Annotated in this window: 17 protein-coding genes; 11 read left to right on the top strand and 6 right to left on the bottom strand. The window is 72.7% G+C overall.

All coding sequences use genetic code 11. From position 1 onward, the window contains the following. Nucleotides 1-44: 44 nt before the first annotated feature. Nucleotides 45-548: a phosphohydrolase gene (locus ACI1MP_RS35640; protein WP_404870545.1), complete on the bottom strand. Its 504-nt coding sequence runs from the start codon at nt 546-548 to the stop codon at nt 45-47. A 16-nt stretch (nt 549-564) separates the two neighbouring features. Here ACI1MP_RS35640 and ACI1MP_RS35635 point away from each other — a divergent pair, with 16 nt between their 5' ends. Together ACI1MP_RS35635 and ACI1MP_RS35630 are read left to right on the top strand one after the other, a co-directional pair. Next, a complete protein-coding gene (locus ACI1MP_RS35635; protein WP_404870544.1) occupies nt 565-1,329 on the top strand; it encodes a hypothetical protein in 765 nt (254 codons plus the stop codon). A gap of 448 nt (nt 1,330-1,777) precedes the next feature. After that, nucleotides 1,778-3,010 carry a C40 family peptidase gene (locus ACI1MP_RS35630; protein WP_404870543.1) on the top strand — a complete coding sequence of 411 codons (1,233 nt, stop codon included), beginning with the start codon at nt 1,778-1,780 and terminating at the stop codon, nt 3,008-3,010. Nucleotides 3,011-3,067: 57 nt separating this feature from the next. Here the strand turns inward: ACI1MP_RS35630 and ACI1MP_RS35625 are convergent, their stop codons facing one another. The 5 genes from ACI1MP_RS35625 to ACI1MP_RS35605 all read right to left on the bottom strand — a co-directional run bounded on the left by ACI1MP_RS35625 (nt 3,068) and on the right by ACI1MP_RS35605 (nt 11,150). Further along, nucleotides 3,068-4,918, bottom strand: a complete 1,851-nt coding sequence (locus tag ACI1MP_RS35625) for an alpha-keto acid decarboxylase family protein (RefSeq protein ID WP_380343156.1) — start codon at nt 4,916-4,918, stop codon at nt 3,068-3,070. Further along, complete coding sequence (locus ACI1MP_RS35620; protein WP_404870542.1) at nt 4,915-7,008, bottom strand: flavin monoamine oxidase family protein; 2,094 nt, start codon at nt 7,006-7,008, stop codon at nt 4,915-4,917. Before ACI1MP_RS35620 ends, ACI1MP_RS35625 begins: the two co-directional genes overlap by 4 nt. Before the next feature lie 26 nt (nt 7,009-7,034). Then, nucleotides 7,035-8,531, bottom strand: coding sequence for a Dyp-type peroxidase (locus ACI1MP_RS35615; protein ID WP_404870541.1), 1,497 nt, complete (start codon nt 8,529-8,531; stop codon nt 7,035-7,037). Nucleotides 8,532-8,759: 228 nt separating this feature from the next. Continuing rightward, entirely contained in the window at nt 8,760-9,932 is a 1,173-nt protein-coding gene (locus ACI1MP_RS35610; protein ID WP_380343163.1) for an alpha/beta hydrolase family protein, read from the bottom strand. 168 nt (nt 9,933-10,100) lie between these two features. After that, entirely contained in the window at nt 10,101-11,150 is a 1,050-nt protein-coding gene (locus tag ACI1MP_RS35605; protein ID WP_380343165.1) for a PxKF domain-containing protein, read from the bottom strand. A gap of 1,252 nt (nt 11,151-12,402) precedes the next feature. Here ACI1MP_RS35605 and ACI1MP_RS35600 point away from each other — a divergent pair. From ACI1MP_RS35600 to ACI1MP_RS35560, 9 genes are all read left to right on the top strand, one after another. Further along, nucleotides 12,403-13,446, top strand: a complete 1,044-nt coding sequence (locus ACI1MP_RS35600) for a BTAD domain-containing putative transcriptional regulator (RefSeq protein WP_404870540.1) — start codon at nt 12,403-12,405, stop codon at nt 13,444-13,446. Between the two features lie 60 nt (nt 13,447-13,506). Continuing rightward, nucleotides 13,507-15,720 (top strand): TOMM precursor leader peptide-binding protein, encoded by a 2,214-nt coding sequence (locus ACI1MP_RS35595; RefSeq protein ID WP_380343171.1) that lies wholly within the window; start codon nt 13,507-13,509, stop codon nt 15,718-15,720. Further along, nucleotides 15,713-17,671 (top strand): TOMM precursor leader peptide-binding protein, encoded by a 1,959-nt coding sequence (locus ACI1MP_RS35590; RefSeq protein ID WP_380343174.1) that lies wholly within the window; start codon nt 15,713-15,715, stop codon nt 17,669-17,671. Before ACI1MP_RS35595 ends, ACI1MP_RS35590 begins: the two co-directional genes overlap by 8 nt. 60 nt (nt 17,672-17,731) lie before the next feature. Next, nucleotides 17,732-19,342 carry a nitroreductase family protein gene (locus tag ACI1MP_RS35585; RefSeq protein ID WP_404870539.1) on the top strand — a complete coding sequence of 537 codons (1,611 nt, stop codon included), beginning with the start codon at nt 17,732-17,734 and terminating at the stop codon, nt 19,340-19,342. Between the two features lie 83 nt (nt 19,343-19,425). After that, the gene (locus ACI1MP_RS35580; RefSeq protein WP_404870879.1) at nt 19,426-22,152 is read left to right on the top strand and encodes a lantibiotic dehydratase; all 2,727 of its coding nucleotides are present in this window, start codon (nt 19,426-19,428) and stop codon (nt 22,150-22,152) included. After that, complete coding sequence (locus ACI1MP_RS35575) at nt 22,149-23,204, top strand: lantibiotic dehydratase C-terminal domain-containing protein (protein WP_404870538.1); 1,056 nt, start codon at nt 22,149-22,151, stop codon at nt 23,202-23,204. The genes ACI1MP_RS35580 and ACI1MP_RS35575 overlap by 4 nt, the downstream gene beginning before the upstream one ends. Beyond that, a complete protein-coding gene (locus ACI1MP_RS35570) occupies nt 23,201-24,409 on the top strand; it encodes a peptidase M50 (protein ID WP_404870537.1) in 1,209 nt (402 codons plus the stop codon). The genes ACI1MP_RS35575 and ACI1MP_RS35570 overlap by 4 nt, the downstream gene beginning before the upstream one ends. 82 nt (nt 24,410-24,491) lie before the next feature. Beyond that, nucleotides 24,492-25,418 (top strand): ABC transporter ATP-binding protein, encoded by a 927-nt coding sequence (locus ACI1MP_RS35565; RefSeq protein WP_404870536.1) that lies wholly within the window; start codon nt 24,492-24,494, stop codon nt 25,416-25,418. 125 nt (nt 25,419-25,543) lie between these two features. Next, complete coding sequence (locus ACI1MP_RS35560) at nt 25,544-26,293, top strand: ABC transporter permease (protein ID WP_380343189.1); 750 nt, start codon at nt 25,544-25,546, stop codon at nt 26,291-26,293. Nucleotides 26,294-26,299 lie beyond the last annotated feature (6 nt).

Below are 26,299 nucleotides of genomic sequence, written 5' to 3'. Positions count from 1 at the left end.
GTCGGGCCCCCACTACTCCCTCCAGCCTGCTCCTGCCGAACGTTTCAGTCGAGTTCGGCCAGCAACGCGGGGTTGACGGCGGCCAGCACGGTCCGCAGGTCGGCTTCGGCGACGGCGGGCCACAGGACGACGCGGGCATCGCGGTAGCGCGCGGCGAGCCGGTCGCGGTCGGCCTCGGCCAGCCGGGCGGACCGGTCGGCGCGGGAGTTGTGGGCGTTGTCGGCGATCTTGACGAGCGTGGCGGCGTGGTCGGTGACGATGTCGAGCAGCATCGTCCGGTAGTCCGTCCCGGGTTCCCGGGTGACCCGGCGGACGGTCGCGACCACGGCGGCGGGGATGCCGGCGGCGAGCAGGTCGTCGGCGCGGGTCGAGGTGTCCTCCAGCACGTCGTGCAGCAGCGCGGCCATCTGCAGGCCGGTGCCGAACGCGGCGACGCCCGCCGCCACCGCACGGACGTGTTCGATGTAGGGAACGCCGATCCGGTCGTGCTGTCCGGCGTGTGCACGGGCGGCGAGGGCGTCCACTTCGGCGAGGGTCGGCGAACGCACGGTGAGTCCCCCCGGGATGAGCGACGATCAGGTGTCGGAAAATATAGTCCGTTCGACGGAAGGAAGTGATCGTCCGGTGCGGGTGACCCCGATCTCCCCGGAGCGCCTGGTCGACCTGCTCGCGAAGCGGATCCACCAGTTGCCCGGCGACTCGGACCGCCGCCTGCGGGTGGCGGTCGACGGTGCGGCCGCCGCCCGGCCCGGGGAACTGGCGGACGCGCTCGTGGAGCCGCTGCGGCTGCTCGGCCGCCCGGTGCAGCGGGTGTCGGCGGGGGATTTCCTTCGTCCGGCTTCGGTCCGCTTCGAGTACGGCAAGCAGGATCCGGACGCCTTTCACGACCTGTGGCTGGACGAGGGGGCGCTGTTGCGCGAGGTCCTCGACCCGCTGGAGCCGGGCGCGGGCGGCCGGATCCTGCCCACCTTCTGGGATCCGGCGACCGACCGCTCCACCCGGGCCCGCTACCTTCACGGTGAACAGCACCGGCGCGGCCAGCGGGGCGTAGCCGTCGTTGGCGAGCAGGTACGTGAGGTAGCTGCCGGGCTGCAGGGAGCCCGCGGCCAGGGTGATCGTTCCGCTGCTGTTCGGCGCGTAGGCCCAGGCCAGCGAGGCCGTCCCGCTGCCGGGGCCCTTCGCGGGGTCGGTGGGGTAGATGCCCACCCAGTTGGTGGCGGAGGGCTGACCGGTGCTGTACGTCACCGGCACGGCCGAAGTCCGGCCCTGGACGTAGCTGGTGGCGGCCATGCCGATCGAGCTGCCCGCGGCGGCGGCCGGGGTCGGTAGGAGCGGCACGAGCAGGGTGACGACGGCGAGCAGCAACAGGTGCAGCCGTCGGTGTGCGGAGGGGTTCCGCATGGAGGCACTCTCCTGAGGGTGGGAGGGCTTGGCGAATGGCGCGCGTCAGGATGGCAGGCCCGATGCCGCGGATTCAAGAACGCCCGACGGAACTCCTCGCGAAGCCCGGATGAAGAGTTGTCCGGCCAACTCCGGTCGGCTCGGACCGGCTCCGGGCAGCCGGCCTGCGGCGAAGCCTTTGCCGATCTTCTCCGGTGCATGACGATTCGTCAGTTTCCGGTTTTCGCACGCATGTTGGCAGATCGTTGATAACCTTGACGAGACGCCCGTGTCCCTACCGGGTTTGCGCAATGTGGTCGACCGCCAATGCGCAGTCAATTCCCCTGTGTGAAATCCCCATTGATGGGATGTCAGGCCGCCGGAAGGATCCGCGGCTATGACTACGCGCGTAAACCTTCTGTCGCGGTGGCTGGTCGCCCCGCTCCGGTGGGCGGCTCTGCTGTCGTTGCTGGTGTCGGTCGGAGTGTTCTTCGCCGGGGCCGGGGCGGCACAGGCTGCACCCGCTTGTGGGGTGCTGTCCACCGGTGCGGCATCGCAGGCGACCGCCGCCGTGCGGTCCGCCTGCGGGCTGATCGGGACTCCGTACTCCTGGGGCGGCGGCCACGGTTCGCAGCCGGGGCCGACGTACGGGATCTGCGACTCCTCCAACGGCGCGCCCAACGACTGCAACGTCCGCGGCCTGGACTGCTCCGGGATGGTCCGCTACGCCTACTCGCTGGCGGTCGGTGCGGACGTCATCAACGGCACCACGCGGACGCAGTGGCCGACGTCCCGGGCGGTGGCCAGGTACTACCGGGCGGACGGGACGGCGCCGCTGCTTCCCGGCGACCTGGTGTACTTCGGGAACACGGCCTCCACCATCCACCACGTGGCGATGTACCTGGGGCAGGGCTGGATCGTCGAGGCCCCGTACTCCGGCGGGTACGTCCAGGTGGCGGCGCTGTCCTCGCACGGCGACTACTACGGCGCCATCCGGCTGTACGGCTCGGGCAACACCACCCCGGCGCCGAACCCGCCGCCGGCGGGTGGCGGGCAGTACTGGGTGAACACCTTCGCCAACGCGCCGGTGTTCGCCTCCCCGACCTCCACCAGCAGCACGGGGACGCTGTACCAGGGCACCAACTACGTGTACTGCAAGGCGTGGGGGCGCGAGGTGTCGAGCGGTGGCAGCTTCAACCACTGGTGGTTGAAGACCGACCCGGACGTCGGCTCGAGCAGCCAGTGGGTGTCGGCGTTCTACCTGTCCGGGTGGGGCAACGACGTGGCCAAGGACAACAACGGCACCGTCGTCCCGGACTGCGCGGGCGGCGGCGGCACCCCGGCCCCGACCGGCAAGTACTGGGTGGACACCTTCGCCGACGTGCCGGTGTACGCCTCCGCGACCTCGACCAGTGGCGGCCCCACGGGGACGCTGTACCAGGGCACCAACTACGTGTACTGCAAGGCGTGGGGCCGTGAGGTGTCGAGCGGCGGCAGCTTCAACCACTGGTGGTTGAAGACCGACCCGGACGTCGGCCCGAAGGGTCAGTGGGTGTCGGCGTTCTACCTGTCGCGGTGGGGCAACGACACGGCCAAGGACAACAACGGAGCGACCATCCCCAACTGCTAGCGCGGAACGCGGCCGGCCCCCGTCGAGGACGGGGGCCGGTTGCGTTGTTGCGGGAGGCTACGAGGACGGCGGAGGCGGGCAGTTGTCGTCGATCTTGTACTGGAGGGCCCTCGGGTAGTCGTGTCGGCTGAGGCGGACGCGGGCCAGGATCGGGGCGTGGTTGAGCTGGTTGGTGGGGTCGGCGAGGTCGGTGAGGAGGGCGTCGAGTTCGGCGTAGGTGCTGAGCTTGAAGCCGTGCATCTGGTCCTTCTCGCTTCCGAAGACCTGCGCCAGCTTCTCGTAGTGCCACGGGTGCAGCACGTTGTAGAAGTCGGCGCCGTCGGACGGCTTGCCCTGGTAGTAGCAGGGGCTGACCAGCATCTGCTCGATGCCGTAGAAGCCCTCGTTGTCGAGGACGAAGACCACCGGCCGCAGGTGGTTCCGGACCTGGGTGGACAGTTCCTGGCAGATCTCCTGGAACGAGCCGTCGCCGACGAAGACCATCGGGCGCTTGAGCGGCTGCTGCCGGCCGAGGGCCACGCCGGTGGCCGCGCCGACGGAGTAACCGATGGACAGCCAGCTGTTCTGGGCCAGGAAGCCGGCCCGCTCGTTCATCCGCAGGTTCATCGAGCCGAGCAGCGCGAACCCCGCGTCGGAGACCACGGTGAACGGGGAGGGGGCCTCGGGGTCGCCGCCGGTGGCCTCGTTCTCCAGGAAGTAATTCATGCGTTCGAAGAAGCCGTCGTAGGTCAGCTCGGTCTTCTTGTGGTGCTTGGCGCTCAGCGAGCGCAGGAACTCGGCGGTGGTGGCGGGGACGTCCAGGCCCGCCTTGTGGGCCAGCGCGAAGTGGTCGTCGGGGAACGTCCTCCCCGCCAGGGCGGTCTTCAACGCAGGCACGAAGAACCGGAGTTGGACATCGGGGAAGTACATGGCGCCGACGCTTACGCCGCCGCGGGCCGCCACGATCCAGTCGTCGCCGATGGACTGCTCGCCGTTGAGGTTCTTGGAGGTGGACCACGTTCCCAGGCCGATCCGGCAGCCCGCGTTCTTGAAGGTGTCGCGGATCTCCGGGAGGCTCGCCTTGCCGTTGTAGACGCCGGCGAACAACGGGTGCCGCTCGGAGACCACGGACTTCGCGCCGACCGTGGTGCAGAACTGCATCTTCGTGGCCTCGACGAACTCCAGCAGCTCGTCCTCCAGCCGCTGGTGCATCAGTTCCTCGCCGGCCCAGACGATCGGCGTCTTGAACTTCGTGATCAGCTCCACCGCCGCCGCGACGGCCTTCGTCAGGATGTCCTGGTTGCGCTTGGTGAACGGCCGCTCGTGCGCCCGCAGCTGACCCTGCGGCGGCTCGCAGGGCGCGTGCCAGAGGTCGTCCATGATCTCCAGGTAGACGGGCTTGCGCTCGGTCAGGCAGGCGGTGATGGCGCTGTCGATCTGCGAGGGCGCCAGCCCGGGGTTGGAGAGCACCTGCGCGTCCACCGTGACCTGCCGGTAGACCTCCAGGTTGGCCTCCCGGCGCGGGCTCATGTGCGAGGTGAGCAGGCCCACCGCCTGGAAGTTGAGCCACTGCTCGTAGGACGGCGCGCCGTTGATCGCGATCAGCGGCACGTCCTCGACGTATGCGCCGCCGATGGTGTTGAGCAGGCTGAACGCGCCCACCCCGTACGTCACCGCGACGGCCGCGACGCCCTGTTCGGGCTGGTCGGGGGCGGCGTCGGCGAGCCGCACCCGGGCGTAGCCGTCCGCGGCGTAGCCGGCGCCCATCTCGGTGGGGGTGCCGACCCAGCGCACCGAGGTGGTTTCCTGCATGATCGTCAGGAACGGGCCGAGCAGGTCGCCCGGCACGCCGAACAGGTAGCGGATGCCCAGCTGTTCGAGCCTGGTGGCCAGGTAGCGGCCCACGGTCCATTCGGTGTTGCTGCTCATCGGTGCAGTGCCTCCTGCTGGTTCTCCTGGCGGAGCTGTGCTTCGGGTCGGAGCTGTCGTTTCGTCGCGGCCGGCGGGGCGGCCGCCTCGTGCACGGCGAGGGCCGCCCGGACGGCGGTCTCCACCGCGCCCTCGATCCAGGCGTGCTTGAGCGAGACGTGCTCGCCGGCGAAGTGCACCGGGCCTTCCGACTTGACCGCGTCGAGGTGGAAGCTGGTCATCTGGTGCGGGGTGTAGACCGCGGCCTCACCGAAGGCGTACGGGTCGCGCAGCCAGCTCTGGGTCTTCCCGTAGCCGGTGTAGAACACCTCGATCCGCCGGCCGTGCACCGACTGGAGGTTGCGCAGCGCGTACACGTACCGCTCGTCGTCCTCCATGGAGTCCCAGCGCGCCGCGTCGTCCGACCAGCTGTAGCTGGCGAGCACCACGCCGCCGCCGTCGCCGTCGGCCACCGGGTGGGAGGGGTAGTACATGAAGCGGTTCGGGTTGTCGGTGGTGGAGCCGCCGCCGAAGCAGTCGGTGGCGGGGCGGACGCTCGCCCGCAGCAGCGGGGTGTGCCGGTAGACCTCCAACTGGCCTTCGCTGATCCGGCGTTCGTCCACGCTGCGGTGGGCGCCGAGCAGCGTCTCCGGAAGGTTGCGCGGCGGTCGGTGGCCGTTGTGGGCGGCGGCCACGGCCGCCTCGGCGTCGTCCTCGCCCGCCCGCTGGTAGTACTCGTACAGGCCCGGTGCGATGGAGTCGAGTTCGGCCTGCCAGTCCGCCTCGGTGAACTCCCACCAGCGGCGGGAGAACTCCAGCAGCACCTTGGTGGCCTGGTCGTAGTGGGTCTCGATGATCGCCCGGCGCTTCTTGTAGGAGAACGGCGGCGTCACCTGGACGAAGGTCAGCGCGGAGAACGGCACGGTGACGATCGCCAAGTCGCCCTTCCAGACGGTGGGTTCGGCATCCGGCTGGTCCTCGGGGACGGTGTGTACGGCGACCTGCGCCCCGACCGGGCCGACGTCCCGGGCTCCCTGGCCGTCCCGGCGCGGGTCCCAGTACTCCATGCGGATCATCCGCCGGCCCATCCGGAGCTCGTCCTGGAGCTGCTCGGCGAGGGTCTCGGGCAGCATCCGGGTGCCGCCCTCGATCTCCCAGTAGGTGGCGTTCGGGTTGATGTCGCTGCGGCCCAGGAAGGAGTGGAAGAAGGCCAGGTGCAGCCGGGAGGTCATGTTCTCGATGGTGCCGATCGCCTCGACGGCCTCGTCGCTGAAACCCGCGTACTCGCGCAGGAAACGGCCCATCGAGAAGCCGTCGAAGTCGCGGATCACCCGGGCCCAGCCGTCCAGCCACTCGGCGAACGGCTTGTTCACGCGCTGGCCGTCCTTGAGGTCCGAGTAGTAGTCGCGGACCGGGTCCAGCGCCTGGTTGATCATCGAGGAGGTGGTGATCCGCGCCTCCTCGCCGGTGAGGTGGAAGCCCTCGTTGATGGCGGTCGGGTCGTCGACGTACTCCCTGCGGCGGGTCTGGATCCGGTTGGTGCGGATCCAGGAGTTGTTGCGCTTGACCGGTTCGCGGAACTCGGGGCTGTCGGCGCCGTACTTCCAGACCGTGCCGTCGAAGGACTCGTAGACCACCGGCGGGACGGGCGCGTTCTGGTTGCCGGTGTCGGGGTCGATGTCGACGTTGAAGAACAGCCGCCGCTTCAGGCCGAGGCTGTCGACCAGGGCGAGGGTGAGCGGGTGGAAGCTGGGCAGCCGCATCGCCCCGGCCTCCGCGTACTGCTTCGGGTCGTGGAACGGGCCGTCGCCCTCGCCCGCGCCGTCGTCGGCGTGGAAGGTCTTGATCCGGCCGCCCACCCGGCTGGCGTTGGCCTCCAGGATGGTGACGTGGTGTCCGGCGTCCTTGAGCAGCTTGCCGGCGACCAGGCCCGCGATGCCCGCGCCGATGATCAGCACGTCCTTGCGGGCGCCGTTCGGCGGGATGCCGTCCTTGATCAGGACGTCGAGGTACCGCAGCTTCAGGTCCTCGTCGTCCGGGCCGATCAGCAGCAGCTCGCGCGCCAGCTGCTGGGAGACGTGCCGGGCGCTGTCGGTGTCCGGGCTCTTCATGGGTGCCTCCTCGGCGGGCGGGTCGGTCAGGAGCCGACGGGCGTGTTGGGGAGGTCCTGGCCCCCGGCCAGCAGCCGCAGCGTGCTGATCGAGGGGGTGAAGGCGTAGAGCGCGCCCGTGGTGCGGACGAAACGCGGCATGTCGACGGTGCCGTGGGTGCCGTCCGCGAGCCCGATCGAGGCCTCGCCGGCGAGGCCGATGACCTTGTCGAAGCCGTTCGGGGCGGGCGTGGGGCCGTTCGGCTTCCCGGGCGGGAACGTGTCGCTGTTGGCCCAGAACCGCTGGACCAGCTCGAACTGCTCCTCCAGCGAGGTGCCGTAACAGACGAACATCAGCCCGCGGTCCACGCCGTCGTCGTTCGCGCCGCCCGGGAACTGCACGCCGTACGGGATGCCCCGGCGCATCAGCCGGTGGCTCTTCGGGTGGCCGTCGCCGATGCCGGCGAAGACCCGCGGGTGGGTGCGGCGGATGTGCGCGACCCACGGGGTGTGCTCGCCCGCCGGGTCGTTGCTGTAGTCGAAGTCGTTTCGGTCGCTGCCGACACCGGTCACGGTGCCGTTCGGCGGGGCGAGCGGCGTGCCGTCCTTGAACCGGCCGACCAGGCAGCCGCCGAGGCGGGTCGGGTCCATCGTCCCGGTGAACTTCGTGGCGCCTTCCACCACGGCCGCGTTCCAGCCCGCGACGTCCTGGCGCAGCCGGCGCACCACCTGGAGCGAGCCGTTCGCCATCCACTGCGGGGCCGTCCGGTCGCCCGCCTCGCTCTTGTGGCCGAAGACGAACTCGCCGGCCTCGATCAGCTCGGTGCCGGGGTGGACGTCGCGGAAGCCGGGCTGGTCCGGGTTCTCCTGGTGGAAGTCCTTCACGCCGGGCTGGGAGATGCCGTCCTTGTAGCCGAAGTGCTCGTGGCCCTTCAGCGCGCCCGTCAGGGTGCGGCCCTCGTCCACGTGGACGCGGACGACCTGGTTGGCGGCCTCGACCGCGTCGAGGTTCTTCAGCTTCTCCTGCAGCAGTTCGTCGGTGTCCGCGGCGACGATCAGGACCGCGTGCACCACCTGGTCGCCGGTCCCGGCGCCGAACAGCCACTGCTTGGGGTCGCTGTCGCCGGTGTCCCCGAGGTCGGCGGCCCGGGCGGCGGCGCCCGCGACGAACGACGGGAACGGCTTCTCCAGGTCCGACCGGACCTGGGCGGGGTTCTTGGCGACGGTCGTCAGACCCTCGAAGGTGAGCGAGACCCCGCAGCGGACGACGGTGATGCCGGGGTCGCGGCCGAAGGCCCGGCGGGCCACCGAGAACTGCTCGTTGAAGTCCTCGGTCTCGCTGGTCGTCGCGACGGTGTTGAGGATCGCGGAGAGCCAGCCACGGCCCTTCGCGGCGTCCGGGAAGTGCAGGTACCGGAAGTCCATGAAGTCCTTGTTGAACGCCGCCAGGATGTTGCCCTGGATGTCGGTGCTCGTGCGCAGCATCGGCTGCGGCAGCTGCTCGATGGCGGGGACGGTGCTGGGGCGGGCGGAGGTGGTGGTCACGCTCGGGCTCCTCGGGTGCAGGCAGCGCTGATCACATGATGCGGTCGGCCGGACACTCAACGTAGCTTTCCGGCCGAGCGGCCTGCCAACCGGGCATCGGCCTTCCGAAGCCCTTCAGGACCCGTCCGGCGCACTGACGGTGTGTCATCGAACCAAAGGCGGCGAGGGGCGGCCCGAGCGCGTGCGAGGCCGCCGGCGGGGAGCCGGCGGCCTCGGTGGCAGCACGGGTTACGGGTGGAAGGTGATCTCGGGGTTCTGCGGGGTCGGGCCGTCGAGGATCGGCCGGGAAACGCCCTTCAGCTGGAGGTCGAAGAACGCCGCGACGTACTGGCGGGTCAGCTGGACGCCGCGGGCCGCTGCGACGGTGGTGCCGGGCGGCTGGGGCATGCCGAGCGCCTCGAAGAACACCGGGTTGTCGGTGAACGTGCCGTGGTTGGAGCCGGCGACGGTGAGCCAGCGCTTCCAGCCGTCGAGGTGTGCCCAGGTCTCCGTCCAGGTGGGGTCCTCCTGGCCGGGGGCCAGCGGGTGGCCGATCATCAGGAACGGCCGGCCGCCGAGCCCGCCGGCGGGGACGGGGACGTTCATGGTGCCGTCCAGGTTCGCGCCGGCCCGCACCCGCGGGTCGGCCAGCATGGTCGGGACGGCCGCCGCGCCGCCCAGGGAGTGCCCGGCCATGCCGATCCGGTCGCGGTCGATCAGGCGGGCGTAGCGCCAGGCCGGATGCGGGCGGTCGGTGAGCCGGTCGAGGACGAAGGAGACGTCCTTCGCGCGGCTCTCGTTCAGGGCCACCCGCTGCTGCTCACTGGGCGGGATGTCGCAGGCGGCACAGGTGGTGGTGTGCCCGTCGGGGAAGGTCGTGCCGGCGTTCTCGTAGGTGTGGTCGACCAGCGCGACGACGTACCCGCGGCTGGTCAAGTCCTCGGCGAGGGCGGTCAGTTCGGTGCGGGGCATGGTGAAGCCGGGGGACAGGACGACCAGCGGGAAGCGGCCGTGCTGCGGGGCCGCGTCGGTCCTGGACCAGGTCCGGGCGCCCGAGACCGCCTCGGTCGGGACGGTGTTGCCCGGCAGCTTCAGATCGAGCATGAGCCGCGCGGCCTCGGGCGTCATGTAGGGCGCCGGACTGCCCGTGCCCGGCCTGGCCGGGTAGTACATCGACACCATCAGCTGACGCGGCCCGGCGGATGGCACCCACGGGTCGGTCCGGTTCTGGTCGACCAGGTGGATGATCTCCCGGCCGACCGCGAACGGCCCGGTCGGGCGCGGGAGTTCGAGCTGGACGCTCGCCCGGACGGTGGCGGCGGCCGGCGCCGGGGCGGCCCACGCGGGCACGGCGGTGGCGGCGACGGACAGCGGCAGCGCGAGCAGCAGTGCCGCCGCGGCAGTGCGACGAAGTCGAATCATGCCTCGAACGGTAGGTGGCTGTAAGGAAGTTCACGTCCGGTCGGAGATGTAGGGGAACCCACGGAGAAGGCGGCGGCGTGCGGGCCGCGCTCCCTAGGGATCCACCCGGTGGCACGAGCGACGCCCGCCCCCGGGCGCTCTCCGTCCCGGGGGCGGGGCGTCTTCGTGTCAGCTGAACTGGAACAGGGCGGTGTGCAGGGTGCCGTCGTTCAGGCCGAGGGTGAACACCTGGCAGGTGCCGGCGTAGGCCCGGTCGGTCTTCCAGACGTAGTGGTAGCCGCCGTCGGCCAGGTCGTACGACAGCGCGCCGTCCCCGGCGGTGGTGGTGGGCGCGGGCGGGTCGAGCGGCGCGCCGGTGGTGCAGTCGACGTGCTGCGCGACCGGGTAGTCGCGGGCGATGACGTTCGGGCCGAAGTCGCCGCCCAGGGCGAACTTCATCGGGACCGCCCGCCCGGCGTGCATCCGGTTCACAGCGGGCGAGTTGGCGACCGGCGGCCGGAAGCCGCTGAACGGGTACGCGTAGGTGTACCGGCCGGCGACGGAGGCGGCGCTGGTGCCGGCCGGGGTGGTCACCCTGACGTCGACGGTGCCGCCGGCGCCCGCGGGAACGGTCGCCCTGAGGGTGCCGTCGTTGACGACGGTGACCCCGGTGGCCGGCGTACTGCCGAACAGGACGGCCCGGGCGCCGGCCAGGTGGGTGCCGACGATCGTGACGGTGTTGCCGCCCGCATCGGGCCCGTGGCCGGAGCGCACCCCGGTCACCGTGGGCGCGACGGGGGCGACGGCCAGGCTGTACGGGCTGCTCCCGGTGGCGACCGTGCGGGTGACCGAGTCGGTGGCGGTGTCGATCACCGACAGGGTGCCGTCGTGGCTGTTGGCCACGTACGCGACGCCGCCGGCCGGGTCGGCCAGCACGCCGACGGGGGTGCCGCCGACCGGGACGGTGCCGGTGACGGTGGAGGTCGTCGTGTCGATCACCGAGACCGTGTTGTCGTACTGGTTCGTCACATAGGCGTGCGCACCGTCCGGGGCGATCGACACGCTCCCGGGGCCGGTCCCGACGGGGATGGCGCCGGTGACGGCGTTGGTGGCGGTCTCGATCACCGGGACGAGCACGGTGAGCGCGCCGAGCGCGCCGGCCGCCGGGACGATCGCCGCACGGTGCCGCAGCCGTCGAAGACGGCCCGGTGATCCGGCCCGTCCGTGGGGGACTGCCATGTGACTCCACCTCTCTGCTCGGCGCACCGACCGGGGATCTGCCCGTCGGACGCCGTGGGGGCTGTGGGGGTTGGGATGCAGGGGAGCCCTCGAGAAGCCTGGCCGACCGGGGCGCGTCGCACCAGGGCGCGCGACGGCACTGACGTGTCATGTACCCGGCGCACAATCGCGGCACGTCCTCGCTCAACTTGCTTTGAACGATGGTGAGTTGTTGTTCCCGGCGAGGGTGGGCGGTCGCCGGGTGGGAAGGGGCGGCGGTCTCGCGGTGGCGGTGCCGGTCAGGGGCGGAAGGGGATCTCGGGGTTCTGGGGGTCGGGCCGTCGAGGATTGGCCGGGGGACGCCCTTCAGGTGGAGGTCGAAGAGCGGCGCGACGTACTGTCGGGTGAGCCGGCGGCGCGGAGCGGCGGCCGGTGGCAGGGCGAGCAGCACGGCTGCCGCCGCGGCAGCGCGACACAGTGCGACGCAGTGCGGCGGTCATGGCGCTGACCGTAGCTGTGAGTTACGGGAATTGACGCCGCGTCAGGGTGCGCGCTTCCGGGGAGGGTGTCGGGCGCGCGGCCGAGCGGCGGTGGACTCGATCGAGGGCGCACCAGTCTGGCGCAGTTGTTGACGGTGCGCAATCATGGATGGTCACCGGTGGGCGTGGATCGATCAGGCGGGCGGCTCGGCCGTGCGCGGGGTCGTGGCGGCCGGTGGTCGTGCCCGTTGCCCCCTGTGCGGAAGGACGATGCCGGATGCCGAATCGGACGAGTGCCGCGCCGCCGCGGTGGGGGCCGGCCATTGCTGTGAGTGTCATTAATTTTCGTTGGAGTTGATGCTTCCACTGCTTCCGCATTGCTTACGCTTGCCACCCTTCGGGCAGGCGTGCCGATGGCCGGTGCGGTGGGGGGAAAGGTGACGTCCGGGCAAACGGTCAGTATGCGCACTGGTGGGCCGCGAAGCGCTGTGGCCTTGGCCTTTGCCGATGTGCGTGCGGTCGGAGTCGGCCTCCCGGGCGTCATGCAAGTGTTTGCGGAAATTCGCTGAAATGCCGTTCGCGACCATTGACGTGACTCAACGTCAGCTCATACGGTCTGGCCTTGTCGTACTGGGCGGTAGCGGCTCGGGCGAATGCGCAGGACAGGTACGGACCATGCTGCCCGGGGGCGGTGTGGCGCGATGTCGATCGTTCGTCGGTAGGGGTGTCTTCGGCATGCCCTGCGGCGGTCGGGATCGTCGGATCGAGAGCGTCGGAAGGGGAGCGGGGTGAGCATGGCAGCGGAAGTCGGCGGCGGCGCCAGATTCACCGTCCTCGGCCTGCTGGCGATCGCTGACCGCCGGGAGACGGCGGTCCTCCAACCCTCCAAGCCCGCCTCGTTGTTGGCGGCGCTGCTGACCAGGCCGAACGCGGTCGTGCCGGTGGAGTCGCTGCAGCGGGCGATCTGGGGCGAGGAGATCCCGGCGACCGCCAAGGCGGCCCTGCACTCGTGCGTGCTGCGGCTGCGGCGGCTGTTCGCCAAGTACGGCATCTCCGGCAGCACCATCGAGGCGCTGCCGGGCGGCTACCGGATGACCGTCGACACCCGCACCCTCGACCTGCTGGAGTTCCGCGACCTGCTCGCCCGAGCCGACAGGGCCGCCGAACCGGCGGCCGAACTCGCCCTGCTGCGCGCCGCGTTGGCGCTCTGGCAGCCGCCGGTGCTGGGCAACGTGCACTCCGACGTGCTGCACCGCGAGGAGGTGCCGCGGCTCTCCGAGGAGTGGCTGCGGACCGTCGAGCGGGCCTACGACATCGAGCTCGCCCTCGGGCGATGTCGCGAAGTACTCGCCGAATTATGGTCGTTGGCCCGGTCGCACCCCGCCCACGAGCGGTTCTGGGAGCAGCTGATCGAGGCCCTGCACCGCACCGGCCGACGCGCCGACGCACTCGCCGAGTACCGGCGGGTCCGCGACCACCTGAGCGACGAACTCGGCGTCGAACCGGGCCCCGCCCTGCGGCGCCTCGAACTCGCCGTGCTGCGCGGCGAACCGCTGACGCCCGACGCCGCGCCGGCCGTCCGGGAGCTGACCCGCCGGGCAGCCGCCGTCGCCGTCCGGCCCGATGCCGAACCGGCCGGCGCGCCGGACGGGACGGCCGACTCCACCACCGGGGACGTCGTCCTGGCCGGTCTGGTGCAGGCCGGGCTGCTGGCCGAAGGCCCCGGCGGCCACTACCACGTGCACGAGCTGCTGCGGGCCTTCACCCGTGCCGCGGCGGGCAGTTGGGCCCGCGCCCCGGGGGAGCAGGACCCGGCGCCGCCCGCATCCTGCGCCTGACCGCTTCCGTCCGTGCGGCCCCGAGCCGCTCCGTTCGCGTACCACTGAGGTGTGAGGGACATGCCCCCGTTCGAGGAGATCGCCGACAGCCGTCCACGGATCCGGCGCGACGTGCTGTACACCCAGACCCCCGAGGGGGTGCTGTTCCACAACGCCCACGGCGGGTTCGGCGTCACCGCCAAGGACGCCTACCGCTTCGCCTCGCTGATCGTGCCGCACCTGAACGGCCGTCACACCGTCGCCGAGATCAGCCAGGGCTTCGGCGAGCACCACCGCACCATGTTCGCCGAGCTGGTGCGCACCCTCTACACCCGCGGCTTCGCCCGCGACGCCGGCCCCGCCCCCGACGGCCCCTCGCCGCTCACCCCCGAGGCCGTCACCCGGTTCGGCCCGCAGATCGAGTACGTCGACCACTACGTGGGCGACGCCGAGGAGCGCTTCCACCGTTTCCGGGAGACCCGGGTCGCCGTCCTCGGCACCGACGAACTCGCCCGCTGGGCCGTCCTCAGCCTGGTCCGCAACGGCTGCGCGACCGTCGGCGTGCTCCCCGAGCTGACCGAACTCGCCGGCTTCGCCGAGATCGAGACCGAGACCGCCGCCCTCGCCAAGGCCGGCTGCCCCGCCACCGTCGCCACCCTCGCCCCCGGCGGAACCGACCGTGGATGGGCCGAACTCGACGGCTACGACGTGGTACTGGTGACCGGACCGGACGGCGCCCGGCAGGTCGTCCGCCTGCTGGAGGCCGGCCTCCCCGACGGCCGCCTGCTGCTGCCCGCGTGGACCATCGGCGGCAGCGCCGTCATCGGCCCGCTGATGTCCGCCGACCGCACCGGCTGCTGGATGTGCGCCGCACTGCGCCTCGGCACCGGCGCCCCGGCCGGCGACGCCGCCGAACTGTGGAGCGGCCTCGCCCCGCTCGCCCCGCTGAGCACCGGCAGCCGCCGCCCGCACGGCCCGCTCGCCGCGATGCTCGGCAACCTGCTCGGCTACGAGGTCTTCCGGATCACCACCGGCGCCCTGCCCGCCGAGACCGACGGCCGCCTGCTGCTCCAGGACCTCGACTCCCTCGACGTGGTCGCCGAGCCGCTGCACCCGCACCCGCGCTGCGCCCGCTGCACCACCCACGACGGCACCGACCTGGTGGGCCCCGACCTCGACGGCCTCGACCTCGCCGGGGCCGGACGCGAGGAGGACTTCTCCACCGAGGACGGCGCGTCCGAGGCAGCGCTCGCCGAACTCGACGCCCGCGCCGTCCTGGTGGGCCCGCACGCCGGCGTGTTCGCCCGGTACGCCGACGACAACTGGCGGCAGACCCCGCTGAAGGCCGGCACCGTCACCCTGAACCTCGCCCCCGGCGTGCAGCGCACCGTCTCCGCCGGCGACGTCCACCACGTCGCGGGAGCCCGGTTGCGCGCCCTGTACCGGGCCGCGGAGGTCTACGTCGAGCACGCCGTGCCACCCGTGACGGCCGCCGACGGCACCGAACTCCCGCGCGTGCGACCGGAGTTGCTGAGCACCGCCAGCGGCGTCCCGGCCGGCACCGTCCACGGCTGGAGCCCCGCCGCCTCGCTGCAGAGCGGCGAGCGGACCCTCGTCCCCGTCGCGGCGCTGCGCACCTTCGGCCCGCACAACCGCGACCGCGCCTTCGAAGCCACCTCCGCCGGCACCGGCGCCGGCGGCACGATCGCCGAAGCCACCGCGCGCGGCCTGCGCACCGCCCTCGGCTACGACGCGCTGCGCCGCGCCCTGCGCGGTCGACTGGACGTGCGGGAGCTGCCGTTGGAGATCCTCGGGCAGGATGCACAGCTCACCTTCCTGGGCCGCTCGGCGCAGAACCACGGCCTGGCGCTGGAACTGCTGCGCCTCGGCGGCGCCGACGGGCCGCTGCCGGTGGTGCTGGCCCGGGCCGCGGACGAGGCCGCCGGCCGGTACCGCTGGACGCTCGGCAGCGGCCTCGGCCTGCGCGACGCCGTATTGGAGGCCGTCCGCGACCTGCTCACCGCGGTGCAGCTGGACCGCGACCCGGCCGCCGGGGCGCAGGGCGGCAGCGACGCCGGCGACCCGCTGATCGGCGAACTGGACCCGGCCGTGCTGACGTCCGCCGGAGCGGCCGAGACGGAGCTCGGCGGGTTCCTGGAGTGGCCGCAGACGCTGGAGCGGCTGCGCGCCGCCGGCCGTGACGTCCTGCTCGCCCCGTGCGGCCCGGCCGACCTGCGGGCCGGGCGGATCGAGGTGGTCAAGGTGCTGCTCACGGACGGGACTTCGGATGTCTGAGGACGTCCTGGACCGTCCGCCCGGCACCGCCGCGGCTCCCGTGGGGGTGGCGTACGCCGGCCCCTGGGACGAGTTCCTCGCGGCGCTGGCAGCCGAGTTGACGGACCGTGGGGTCGGGCCGGCGGAGCTGTCGCTGCTCGGCGTGCGGGACGAGCTGACGGTGGGTGAGGAGCCGGAGCGGGGCGATGGATGGCCGGTGCCGGTGCACCTCTACGGGCACCACGCCACCGTCGGGCCGGACAGCCCGCCGGTCGTGGGCGGGAAGGCCTCGCCGTGCCAGCGCTGCCTGGCGCGGCGCTGGCAGGCGGTGCGCTCCGGGCAACTGCGCGACGCGCTGGAGCTCGGGTCCGGCACCCGGGCGGCGGGTCGTCCGCCGTTCGCGGTGCCGTTCCTGACCGACGCGCTGGCCGCGCTGCTGGCGGCCCGCGCCGAGGGCGGTCCGCGGGTGCGCGACGGGCTGCCGGTGGTGCACCTGCTGGACCTGGAGACGCTGCGGGTAAGCGGTTTCCCGTTGCTCACGGACGCCGAGTGCCCGCGCTGCGAGCACCGCGTCGAGGACAGCGCGGAGGCGGCCCGGATCGAACTGGCGAGCCGTCCCAAGAGGGCGGTGGACGACTTCCGGCTGCGGCCGGTGGAGGAGTACGGGCTGTCCCTGCCCGCGTTCGTCAACCCGGTGGCGGGCATGCTCGGGCCGTCGGTGGTGCCGGACCTGGTGTCCGCCTCCACCTCGTCCACGGTGGGCTGCTTCACCATGCGCTCCGGCGACTACCTGCGGGAGTGCTTCTGGGGCGGCCACACGGCCGGCTACCGGGCCAGCACCGAGGTCGGCCTGCTGGAAGGGCTGGAGCGGTTCGCCGGGATGCGGGCGCGCGGCAAGCGCACCACCGTGGTCGCCGCCCTGGACGAGCTCGGCGAGCAGGCGCTCGACCCCCGGGTCTGCGGCCTGTACACCGAGGAGTTCCACCGGGTCACCGGCGTCCGCCCGTTCTCGCCGAGCACCCCGATCCCGTGGGTGTGGGGCTGGTCGCTGCGGGACGAACGGCCGCTGCTGGTCCCGGAGATCCTGGCGTACTACCACGCGCCCGGCGGGCTCACCCACCGCTTCGTCCAGGAGAGTTCCAACGGCTGCGCGTCCGGCGGCAGCCTGGAGGAGGCGATCTACTACGGCCTGATGGAGGCCGTCGAACGGGACGCCTTCCTGATCGCCTGGTACGGACAGCTGGCGCTGCCCGAACTCGACGGTCGCAGCAGCAGCCGCCCGCAGACCAGGGCGATGGTCGATCGGCTGGAGATGTACGGCTACCGCGCCCGGTTCTTCGACACCCGGATCACCTTCCCCGTCCCGGTGGTGACCGCCGTCGCCGAACGCCTCGACGGCGGCCCCGGCCGGCTCTGCTTCGGCGCGGGCGCGAGCCTCGACCCGGAGGCCGCGCTCTGGGCCGGCCTGTGCGAGATCGCCACCGACGCCGTCAACCTGCGCAGCCGCACGGCCCGTGAGGAGCGCCGACTGCGGGCGATGGCCGAGGACTTCGACCGGGTGCGGGTGCTGCACGACCACCCGTTGGTGTACGGGCTGCCCGAAATGGCGCAGTACGCCGACTTCCTGCTGAAGCGTCAGGACGGGCCCGGGCCGGCGCCCGTCGGCAGGCTCGCGGACGGCTCGATCGCCCCGTCCGAGGACCTCCGCACGGACCTGCGGCGGTGCGTCGACGCGGTTGCCGCGGCCGGGTTCGACGTGGTGGTGGTCGACCAGACCATGCCCGAGCAGCGCGCGTCCGGCCTGCACACCGCCTCCGTGCTGGTGCCGGGGCTGCTGCCGATCGACTTCGGCTGGCAGCGCCAGCGCGCCCTGACCATGCCCCGGCTGCGGACCGCGCCCCGCGAAGCCGGACTGCGCCCGCACGACCTGCGGGCCGACCAGCTCAACCCCGCACCGCACCCCTTCCCCTGAGCCCCGCCCGGCCCGCTCCCCCGACAGCGGGGGCAGCAGGCGCACGAGAGAGGAACGATCATGGGCTACGCCCGCGCGTACGCGTCCGCGGTGCTGTGGCGGGGCCGGGTCCCGATGGAGCCCGCCGACTTCGTGCCCGACTGGGCCGACCGCCCGCGCAAGGACAAGTACTTCCCTGCCGCGCCGCACTTCCCGCTGCCGGACTGCCCGCCCGGCCCCGCCGCCGCCGTCGGGCGCGGTCTGTTCGGGCCGCGCGGCGCGGGGGGCTTCACGCTGCCGCTGCTCGGCGGCATGCTGCGCGACTCCTACGGCCTGACGGGCCGTCGGCTCGGCGTGCAGGCCAACTCGGACCTCGGCACGCTGCCCCGCTACCCGCACGCCAACTTCTCCCGCGGCACCGCCTCCGGCGGCGGCCTCTACCCGATCGGCATCCACTGGGTCAGCGGGCCGAGCGGGCCGCTGACCCCCGGTGTGCACCACTACTCCACCCCGCACCACTCGATGCGGCGGCTGCTGACCGGCGACGTCACGCCCGACGTGCGGGCCGCGCTCGGCGGCCGCGCCGAGGAGTGCGACCAATTCCTGGTGCTGACCGTCAAGTTCTGGCAGAACGCCTTCAAGTACAACAGCTTCGCCTACCACGTGGTCACCATGGACCTGGGCGCGCTGCTGGAGACCTGGCGGATCTGGGCCGGTGCGCAGGGCCTGCGGCTGGACGCCGCGCTCTGGTTCGACGAGGAGCGGATCGGCCGGCTGCTCGGCCTGCGCGCCGAGGAGGAGGGCGTGTTCGCCGTCGTCCCGCTGCGCTGGGCGGGCGCGGCCGCCGAGCCGCTGTCGGCCGAGCCGACCGGGGCCGTCGTCCGGGCCGCCGAGCAGGAACGGTCGCGGACCGTCATCGAGTTCGAGACCGTCCGGCGGATCCACCGGGCCACCCTCGACGGCGCGGCCGAGCGGCCCGCCGAAGGGGTGCTGGACGCGGCGCTGGACGAGGCCTGGGCGCGGCTCCGGGCGGCGTCCGCGCCGGCCGGGCCGGTCGGCGAGCCGATCCGGCTGCCCGCACCGCAGGAGGCCGCGCTCGGCGTCCGGGAGGCGCTGCGGGCCCGGCGCAGCAGCTTCGGACGGTTCACCGGCAACCCGCCGATGTCCGCCGAGCAGCTGTCCACCGCGCTCGCCGCGGCCGCCTCCGCCGGAACACTTACCAACTGTCAGGAAGGGCCGGTGAACGGCTCGTTGACGCGGCTGCACGTGTTCGTCAACCATGTCGCGGGCGTGCCGGCCGGCGCGTACGCGTACCAGCCGGGCGGCCGCACGCTGACGCCGGTCGAGGCGGGCCCGCAGGGCGGGTTCCTGCAGCGGAACTACTTCCTGGACAACTACAACCTGGAGCAGGCCGGTGCGCTGATCCTGGTCAGCGCCCCCACCCCGGCCGTGCTGGACGCCGCCGGTGACCGCGGCCTGCGCCTGGTGAACGCCGCCGTCGGCGCGACCTCGCAGGCGCTGTACACGGTCGCCCCGGCGGCCGGGCTGGCCTGCGGAGTGGCGCTCGGCTTCGACTCCGTCTCCTACACCGAGCACCTGGGCCTCGTGGACGGCGAGGAACTGCCGCTGCTGATCATGATGATCGGTCAGGAGCACCGCAGCCCGGCCGACTTCGACCACGCGATCGCCTGACCGGCGGAGGAACGTTGACCACCACTGTGACCGCGGGAAGCGCCGCACCTGCCGGCCGGGCACTCGGCCTCGGGCCCCGCTTCATGCTGCGCGCCGGCGGGTTGCCCGTCGAGGCCGTGCACGGCCTGCGCTCGGCCGAAGTCTTCGGCTGGGCCGAGGAGTTGGTGGCCGAGGAGGAGCGGCTGGCCGACCTCGGCGCCCGGCTGAGCGAGCCGCTGTCGGCGCTCGTCAAGCTCGCGCCGGACGCCGACGGCCGCCGCCGGGTGCTGGACCTGCGCCGCAGGGTGTTCAACAACCGGATGCCCGAGCGGCCCGCCGAGGCGCTCGCGCTGGTCGCCGAACTCGACCAGGACACCGCCGAGTTGCTCGCCCAGTGGCTGCCCGCCCGGCAGCGCCTGGCCGAGCTGCGGGACGCCGGCGGCCCGGTCTTCGAGCGCGAACTCGTCCGCACCCGGGCCGAGTTGCGCCGCCTGGCGAGCCTGGACGAACTGCGGCTCGGCCTGCTGCTGGCCTCGCCGCCGCTGGAGGCCCGCCTGGAGGGCATCGGCGCACCGAGCGCCGCGCCGGACAAGCGGACCCGCAAGATGGAACGCTCGCTGCTGTCGTACCTGTACCGGACGGCGTGCAAGACCAGCCCGTTCAGCACCTTCACACCGGTCGCCGTCGGGACGTTCGGCGAGCCGGGCGTCGGAGCGGAGCCCGCGGACGGCACCGAGCTGCTGCTGGGCGACGGGCGTCGCAGCCACCCGCGGCTGAACGTGGTGGTGCTGGCCCGGCTCGCCGAACTGGTCGCCGCCGACCCGGGGCGCCGCGCCGACCTGCCGGTGGCCCCCGCCTCCGGCATGGAGCTGACCGAGGACCGAGTGCGCTACGTGCGGCGCTCGGTGACGGCGGGCGACGCCGGTGCGGCGGTGAGCTTCGACGCGGCCCGCGACCGGCTGTTCTTCCTGCGCCTGAGCGGCGTACTGGAGCGCCTGCTGGAGCTGTTCCGGCAGCGCCCGCGGATCCGGTTCGGCGAGCTGGCGGCCGAACTCGCCGCGCAGCCCGGCCCGGACGGCGGCGCCGCCGACGCGGGCGACGCCGAGCGGTACCTGGCCGCGCTGTTGGACGTCGGCATCCTGCAACTGCCGCTGCTGGCCACCGATGTGCACACCGGCGACCCGCTGAGGTCCTTCCAGCGGGCGCTGCGCTCGCTGGAGCGCCCGTGGGCGACCGCGGTCGCCGACCGGCTGGCCGGGCCGATCGCCGCGCTGGAGCGCTACCCGGCGGCCGACGTTCCGACCCGGCGGGCGCTGCTGGTCGAGATCCGCTCCGAACTGGCTGCTGTCCAGGCCGAGTTGGGGGAGGAGCGGGCGAGTGTCCCGCAGACCCTGCTGTACGAGGACGTCGCCGCCGGCCAGGTGACGGCCGACCCGCGGCCGTGGGCGCGGCTGGCCGCCGAGCCGCTGGCCGAACTCACCAGGATCCTCCCGGTGTTCGACCTGGGCCTGGCCCAACGCCTCACCCTGAAGGGCTTCTTCCTGGCTCGGCACGGCCGGGGCGGCCGCAGCGACGACCTGCTGCAACTGGTGCACGACTTCCACGAGGACATCTTCAACCAGTACCTGCAGTTCACCGCCGCCAAGTCGGGCGACGCCGAGCACCGCGGCTACCCGCCGGAGGAGAACTGGCTGGGCCAGCCGCAGATCACCGCGCTCGACCGGGCCCGTGCCGAACTGGCCCGCCGGATGCGCCACTTGGCGGAGCAGCTGCCGGACGACGCGGAGGAACTGGCGCTCACGGACGCCGACCTGGCCGCCGTCGCCGCCGAACTCGGCACGGGCGTCGGCGAGTTCGCGCCGCACAGCCACTTCGTCCAGCTGTCCGCGCAGGACGGCGAGCCGCTGGTGGTGCTCAACCACTCGTACGGCGGGCTGTGCTTCCCGTTCACCCGGTTCACGCACTGCTTCGACGACGACCGCGTCGCCCTGCCGGCCGGGCTGCGCGGCACGCTGCGCCAGGTGGCGCCCGAGGGCGCGGTGCTGGCGGAGGTCACCGCGGGTGCGGCCACCACCAACCTGAACCTGCACGCGCGGCTCACCGACTACGAGTTGGTGTGCCCGGGCGAGACCAGCACCGCGCCCGAGGACGCGCAGATCCACCTGGACGACCTGTACGTCGAGCACGACCCGGCCGCCGACCGCCTGGTGCTGCGCTCGCGGCGGCTCGGCGTCGAGGTGGTCCCGGTCTACCTCGGCTACCTGGTGCCGATGGTGCTGCCCGAGATCCCGCGCAGCCTGCTGCTGTTCTCACCGACCTCGCGGGTGACGCCCGAGCTGTGGCGCGGCGTGCCCGCCGCCTCGGCGACCGGCGTCGCCCGCTGCCCCCGGGTCCGCCTGGGCAGCCTGGTGCTGCACCGGCGCAACTGGACCGCCACCGCCGCGGCACTGCCGCAACTCCCGCCGGGAGCAACCGAGTCGGAGCGATACCTGGAATGGCAGCGCTGGCGTCGCCGGCACTCCCTGCCCGACCGGGTGTTCGCCCGGGCGTACCCCGAGGGGCCCGGCGTCCCCCTCGGGGTCGCCAAACCCCAGTACGTGGACTTCGCCAGCCCGCTGTCGCTGACCGCGCTGGACGCCCTGCTGTCCGGCGGCGCCGGGCGGCTGGTGCTGGAGGAGATGCTGCCCGGCGAGGACGCGCTGCACGTCCGCTCCGCGCACGGGCGCCACGTCGCCGAACTGGCCCTGGAAATACTGCCGTTGGTTCAGCCGGAGCCTTCGGTGGAGCAGAACGGTGTGATCGAGACCCGGCGAGGAGAGCCGAACCAATGACCGACCTGTCGTCGTCCCCGGACACCCCGGGGGACTGGCTCGCGCTGCACGTCTTCTACGCCGCCAGCCCGCGGCCGCTGCTGCTGCAGTGCGTGCGCCCGCTGGTGGCCGAACTCGCCGACGAGGGCCTGCTCGCCGGGTACTTCTTCATCAACTACTGGGTGGAGGGCCCGCACCTGCGCCTGCGGTTGCGCCCCGCCCGCCCCGAGGCCGCCGAGCAGGTCCGCGAGCGCGCCGAGACCGCCGTCGCCGAGTTCCTGCGCCGCCGCCCCGCGCTCTACCAGGTGGCGGACAGCTTCTTCGCGGAGCTCTACAACACCATGTTCGAGCTGGAGTTCACGCCCGACGAGCGGGCCGAACTGGTCGGCCCGGACGGGAGGATGAGGCTGCGGGAGAACAACACCTTCAGCCGCGAGGAGTACGAGCCCGAGTACGGCAAGTACGGCGGCCCCGCCGGGATCGACCTCGCCGAGTGGCACTTCCAGCACTCCAGCGACCTGGTGATCGAAGCCACCCGCACCATGAACCTGCACCTGCGCACCGTGGTGCTGGGCCTGGCCACCCAGCTGATGATGACCATGACGGCGTGCTTCCTCCCCGAGGAGGACGACCTGCTGGCCTTCCTCGACCGCTACCACGCGTTCTGGAACCGCTCGTTCGCCGGCACCAACTACACCGCGCAGCAGGGCTACGACCGGGCCTACGCCAGCATGGGCGACACCCTGCCGGCCAGGTTCCGGGCGATCCGCGCGGCGATCGTCGACCGGGCGCCCGAGCGGCTGCCCGCCGTGCTCCGCGGCTGGGCCGAGCACTGCCTCGAACTGCGTGAGAAGGCCGCCGAGTTGGCGCGCCGCGGCGAACTGGTCTTCCGCTCCTGGGACGGCACCCGCGACCTGACCGTCACCGACCCCGCCGAGGCGCTGCCGATGCTGCTGTTCCCGTACGCGCACATGACCAACAACCGGCTGTCGGTGACCGTCCGCGACGAGGCGTTCCTGTCGTACATCCTGGCCCGTGCCCTGCGCGAGCCGCAGCCCGCGGCGGCGCCGTGAGCAGCCGTCGCCTGCTGGAGCTGCGGCCGGCGATCCGCCCCGAACTGCGGATCGCCCGGCCGCTGCGCCGCGGCACCGCCGTCGTCCACCTGCTGCACGACCCGGTCGGCGGGCGGCAGTTGGAGATCGGGCCGAAGGAACACTTCATCATCGCCCGGCTCGACGGCACCCGGACCCTCGCCCAGGTCGGCGAGGAGTACGCGCAGCGGTTCCGGGCCCGGCTCGGCGAGCCGCAGTGGCAGCAGATGATGGGCCTGCTGTACACCCGCGGACTGCTCGTCGACGCCCCCGTCCCGGTGCCGCCGAAGGCCGCCGAGCGGCCCCGTTCCGGCCTGCTGAGCGGCCGGGCCAAGCTGGTCGCCGACGCGCCCCAACTGCTCGACACCCTGCACCGCGTCACCGGATTCGCCCGCCGCCGCGCCGTCCTGGCACCGCTGCTGGCCCTGGTCGCGGCACTGCTGATCGCCGTCGCCGTCCAGCTGCCCACCCTGATCGACGAGACCCGGCGGCTCAGCGACAACCCCGTCGCGCTGTTCGCCGTCGGCACCCTGCTGTGGACCAGCCTCGCCCTGCACGAACTCGCCCACGGCCTGGTCGGCCGTGCCTACGGCGGACGGATCGGCGAGATCGGGCTGCGCTGGCGGCTGCCGATGACGTACCTGTACTGCGAGGTGGAGGACGTCCGGTTCTTCGCCCGCCGCCGCGAGCAGATCGCCACCGCCGCCGCCGGCGCGGTCGCCAACCTGGCCTTCCTGCTGCCGTTCTACCCCGCCTGGGCGCTGCTGCCCGCACACGCCCAGGCCCGGCCGTTCCTCGGCGGACTGCTGCTGCTCGGCACCGCCGTCGCCCTCGGCAACCTGCTGCCGCTGCCCCCGCTGGACGGCTACAAGGCGCTCGGCTACGCCCTGGACACCCTTCAACTGGCGACCGAGAGCCGCACGTTCGCCGCCGTGGCGGTCCGCGCCGCGATCCGCCGCGACGGCGCCGAACTGCGCCGCTACCCGGCCCGGCTGCGCCTGGTCCACGGCGGCTACGCGCTCGGCTGCGCGGTGCTGGCCGCCGCCCTGCTGGCAGCGGCGAGCGCCCTGCTGGCGGCCTGGTTCGGCCCGCTCGCGGGCTGGCTGCCGGCCCTCGCGGTGGTGGCCGCGCTGCTGCTGTGGGCGGCGGGCGGCGCGCTGCGGTTGCTGCGCGGGAGACGCGAATGAGCGGACCATGACCGGACCAACTGTGCGGTGCAGCAAGGCGGGTGACGTGAGGTCGCGTGATGTCGGCAAGGAGAGAACACAGATGAGCACAGGTGACGGCCGCCCCGACGCAGCAGTGGCGCTGGACGGCGTCCGCAAGCGCTACGGCACGGTCCAGGCACTCGACGGAGTGTCCCTGACGGTCGAACGGGGCGAGTTCTTCGGCATCCTCGGCCCCAACGGCGCCGGCAAGACCACCCTGGTGGAGATCGTCGAAGGACTGCGCACCCCCGACTCCGGCACCGTCAGCGTGCTCGGCGAAAGCCCCTGGCCGCGCAACACCGCACTGCTGCGCCGCCTCGGCATCCAGACCCAGAGCTCGGCGTTCTTCACCCGGCTCACCGCCCGGGAGCACCTGGAGACCGTCGCCGCGCTCTACCGCCTGGAGCGGCCCGCCGCGCTCCGCGCCCTCGATCTGGTCGACCTCGGGGACCAGGCCGACCGCCGCATCGACCAGCTCTCCGGCGGCCAGCGCCAACGCCTGGCGCTCGCCACCGCACTGATCCACGAACCCGAACTGATCTTCCTGGACGAGCCGACCGCCGCCCTCGACCCGGCCGCCCGCCGTTCGCTCTGGGAGGTGCTGCGCGCCCTCAAGGGCGACGGCCGCACCATCATCCACACCACTCACCACCTCGACGAGGCGGAGGCGCTCTGCGACCGGGTGGCGATCGTCGCCCGCGGCGCCGTGCTCGCCGTCGACAGCCCCCGCCACCTGATCAAGTCGCTCTCCGCGCCCACCACACTGCGCGTCCCCGCCTACCGGCTCGGCGTCGAGGACGTCCGCGACCTGCCCGGCGTCGAGAGCGCCGGCATCGAGGGCGGCGAACTCGTGATCTCCACCCACACCGCCAACCAGGTGCTCCTCGCCCTCGGCGACCTGGTCGACCTGGAGGAGATCACCACCCGCACGGCGACCCTGGAGGACGCCTACCTCGCACTGACCACGACGGAGCAGTGCCGGTCGTGACCGCCCACCCCGACCCGGCCACGACGGAGCAGTGCCGGTCGTGACCGCCCGCCCCGGACCGGCCGCGACGGAGCAGTGCCGGTCGTGACCGCCCACCTCGAACCGATCGCAACGGAGCACCGACCGTGAACGCCTACACCGCCGTGACCAGGGCCAGCTACCTCGCCTACCTGCGCGACCGCACCTCGGTGATCTTCACCTTCGCGTTCCCGCTGGTCTTCCTGATCGTCTTCGGGATGATCTTCCAGGGCCAGGCGGTGGACGGCGGCCTGTCCTACATCAACTACATCGCGCCCGGCGTGCTCTCCTGGGGCATCGGCAACGCCGCCCTGTTCGGCGTCGCCTTCACCCTGATGCACTGGCGTCGCGACGACCTGCTGCGCCTGATCTGGCGCACCCCCACCCCGCTGCCCACCGTGCTCGGCGCCCGCTACGCCGTCGCCCTCGGCACCGGCCTGGTCCAGGCCGTGCTGTTCACCGCCGTCGCACTCGCCGCCTTCGGCCTGCACCTGTCCGGCTCCTGGCCGCTCGCGCTGCCCGTGCTGGTCTTCGGCATCACCGCCTTCGCCGCGCTCGGCCTGGTCGTCGGCACCCTCGCCAACACCCCCGAGGCGGTCGCCGCGATCGCCAACTGCGTGATGGTCCCGATGGCGTTCCTGTCCGGCGCGTTCTACCCCATCGACCTGATGCCGGGCTGGCTCCAGGGCCTCTCCCGGGCCCTGCCGCTGCGCTACTTCGACGAAGGCGTCACCGACGCCGTCGGCGGCCGCGGCGGCATCGCCCTGCCGTTCCTCGACTGCGCCGCCCTCACCGGCTTCACCCTGGCTTTCGCGCTGATCGCCGCCAGGACCTTCCGTTGGAGCAACCGCAACTGACGAACC

This window comes from Kitasatospora griseola, from assembly GCF_044999035.1.
GTDB classification, from domain to species: Bacteria; Actinomycetota; Actinomycetes; order Streptomycetales; family Streptomycetaceae; genus Kitasatospora; species Kitasatospora griseola.
The sequence above is the reverse complement of the archived record's forward strand: the minus strand, read 5'-3'. Positions and strand labels throughout refer to the sequence as shown.

Excerpts from the sequence above, each read along its gene's own strand:
- ACI1MP_RS35625 (WP_380343156.1), bottom strand. The coding sequence starts at position 4,918 with ATGAGCAGCAACACCGAATGGACCGTGGGCCGCTACCTGGCCACCAGG.
- ACI1MP_RS35585 (WP_404870539.1), top strand. The coding sequence starts at position 17,732 with ATGGGCTACGCCCGCGCGTACGCGTCCGCGGTGCTGTGGCGGGGCCGG.
- ACI1MP_RS35600 (WP_404870540.1), top strand. The coding sequence starts at position 12,403 with ATGGCAGCGGAAGTCGGCGGCGGCGCCAGATTCACCGTCCTCGGCCTG.
- ACI1MP_RS35620 (WP_404870542.1), bottom strand. The coding sequence starts at position 7,008 with ATGAAGAGCCCGGACACCGACAGCGCCCGGCACGTCTCCCAGCAGCTG.
- ACI1MP_RS35565 (WP_404870536.1), top strand. The coding sequence starts at position 24,492 with ATGAGCACAGGTGACGGCCGCCCCGACGCAGCAGTGGCGCTGGACGGC.
- ACI1MP_RS35575 (WP_404870538.1), top strand. The coding sequence starts at position 22,149 with ATGACCGACCTGTCGTCGTCCCCGGACACCCCGGGGGACTGGCTCGCG.
- ACI1MP_RS35630 (WP_404870543.1), top strand. The coding sequence starts at position 1,778 with ATGACTACGCGCGTAAACCTTCTGTCGCGGTGGCTGGTCGCCCCGCTC.
- ACI1MP_RS35605 (WP_380343165.1), bottom strand. The coding sequence starts at position 11,150 with ATGGCAGTCCCCCACGGACGGGCCGGATCACCGGGCCGTCTTCGACGG.
- ACI1MP_RS35580 (WP_404870879.1), top strand. The coding sequence starts at position 19,426 with ATGCTGCGCGCCGGCGGGTTGCCCGTCGAGGCCGTGCACGGCCTGCGC.
- ACI1MP_RS35595 (WP_380343171.1), top strand. The coding sequence starts at position 13,507 with ATGCCCCCGTTCGAGGAGATCGCCGACAGCCGTCCACGGATCCGGCGC.
- ACI1MP_RS35590 (WP_380343174.1), top strand. The coding sequence starts at position 15,713 with ATGTCTGAGGACGTCCTGGACCGTCCGCCCGGCACCGCCGCGGCTCCC.
- ACI1MP_RS35610 (WP_380343163.1), bottom strand. The coding sequence starts at position 9,932 with ATGATTCGACTTCGTCGCACTGCCGCGGCGGCACTGCTGCTCGCGCTG.
- ACI1MP_RS35635 (WP_404870544.1), top strand. The coding sequence starts at position 565 with ATGAGCGACGATCAGGTGTCGGAAAATATAGTCCGTTCGACGGAAGGA.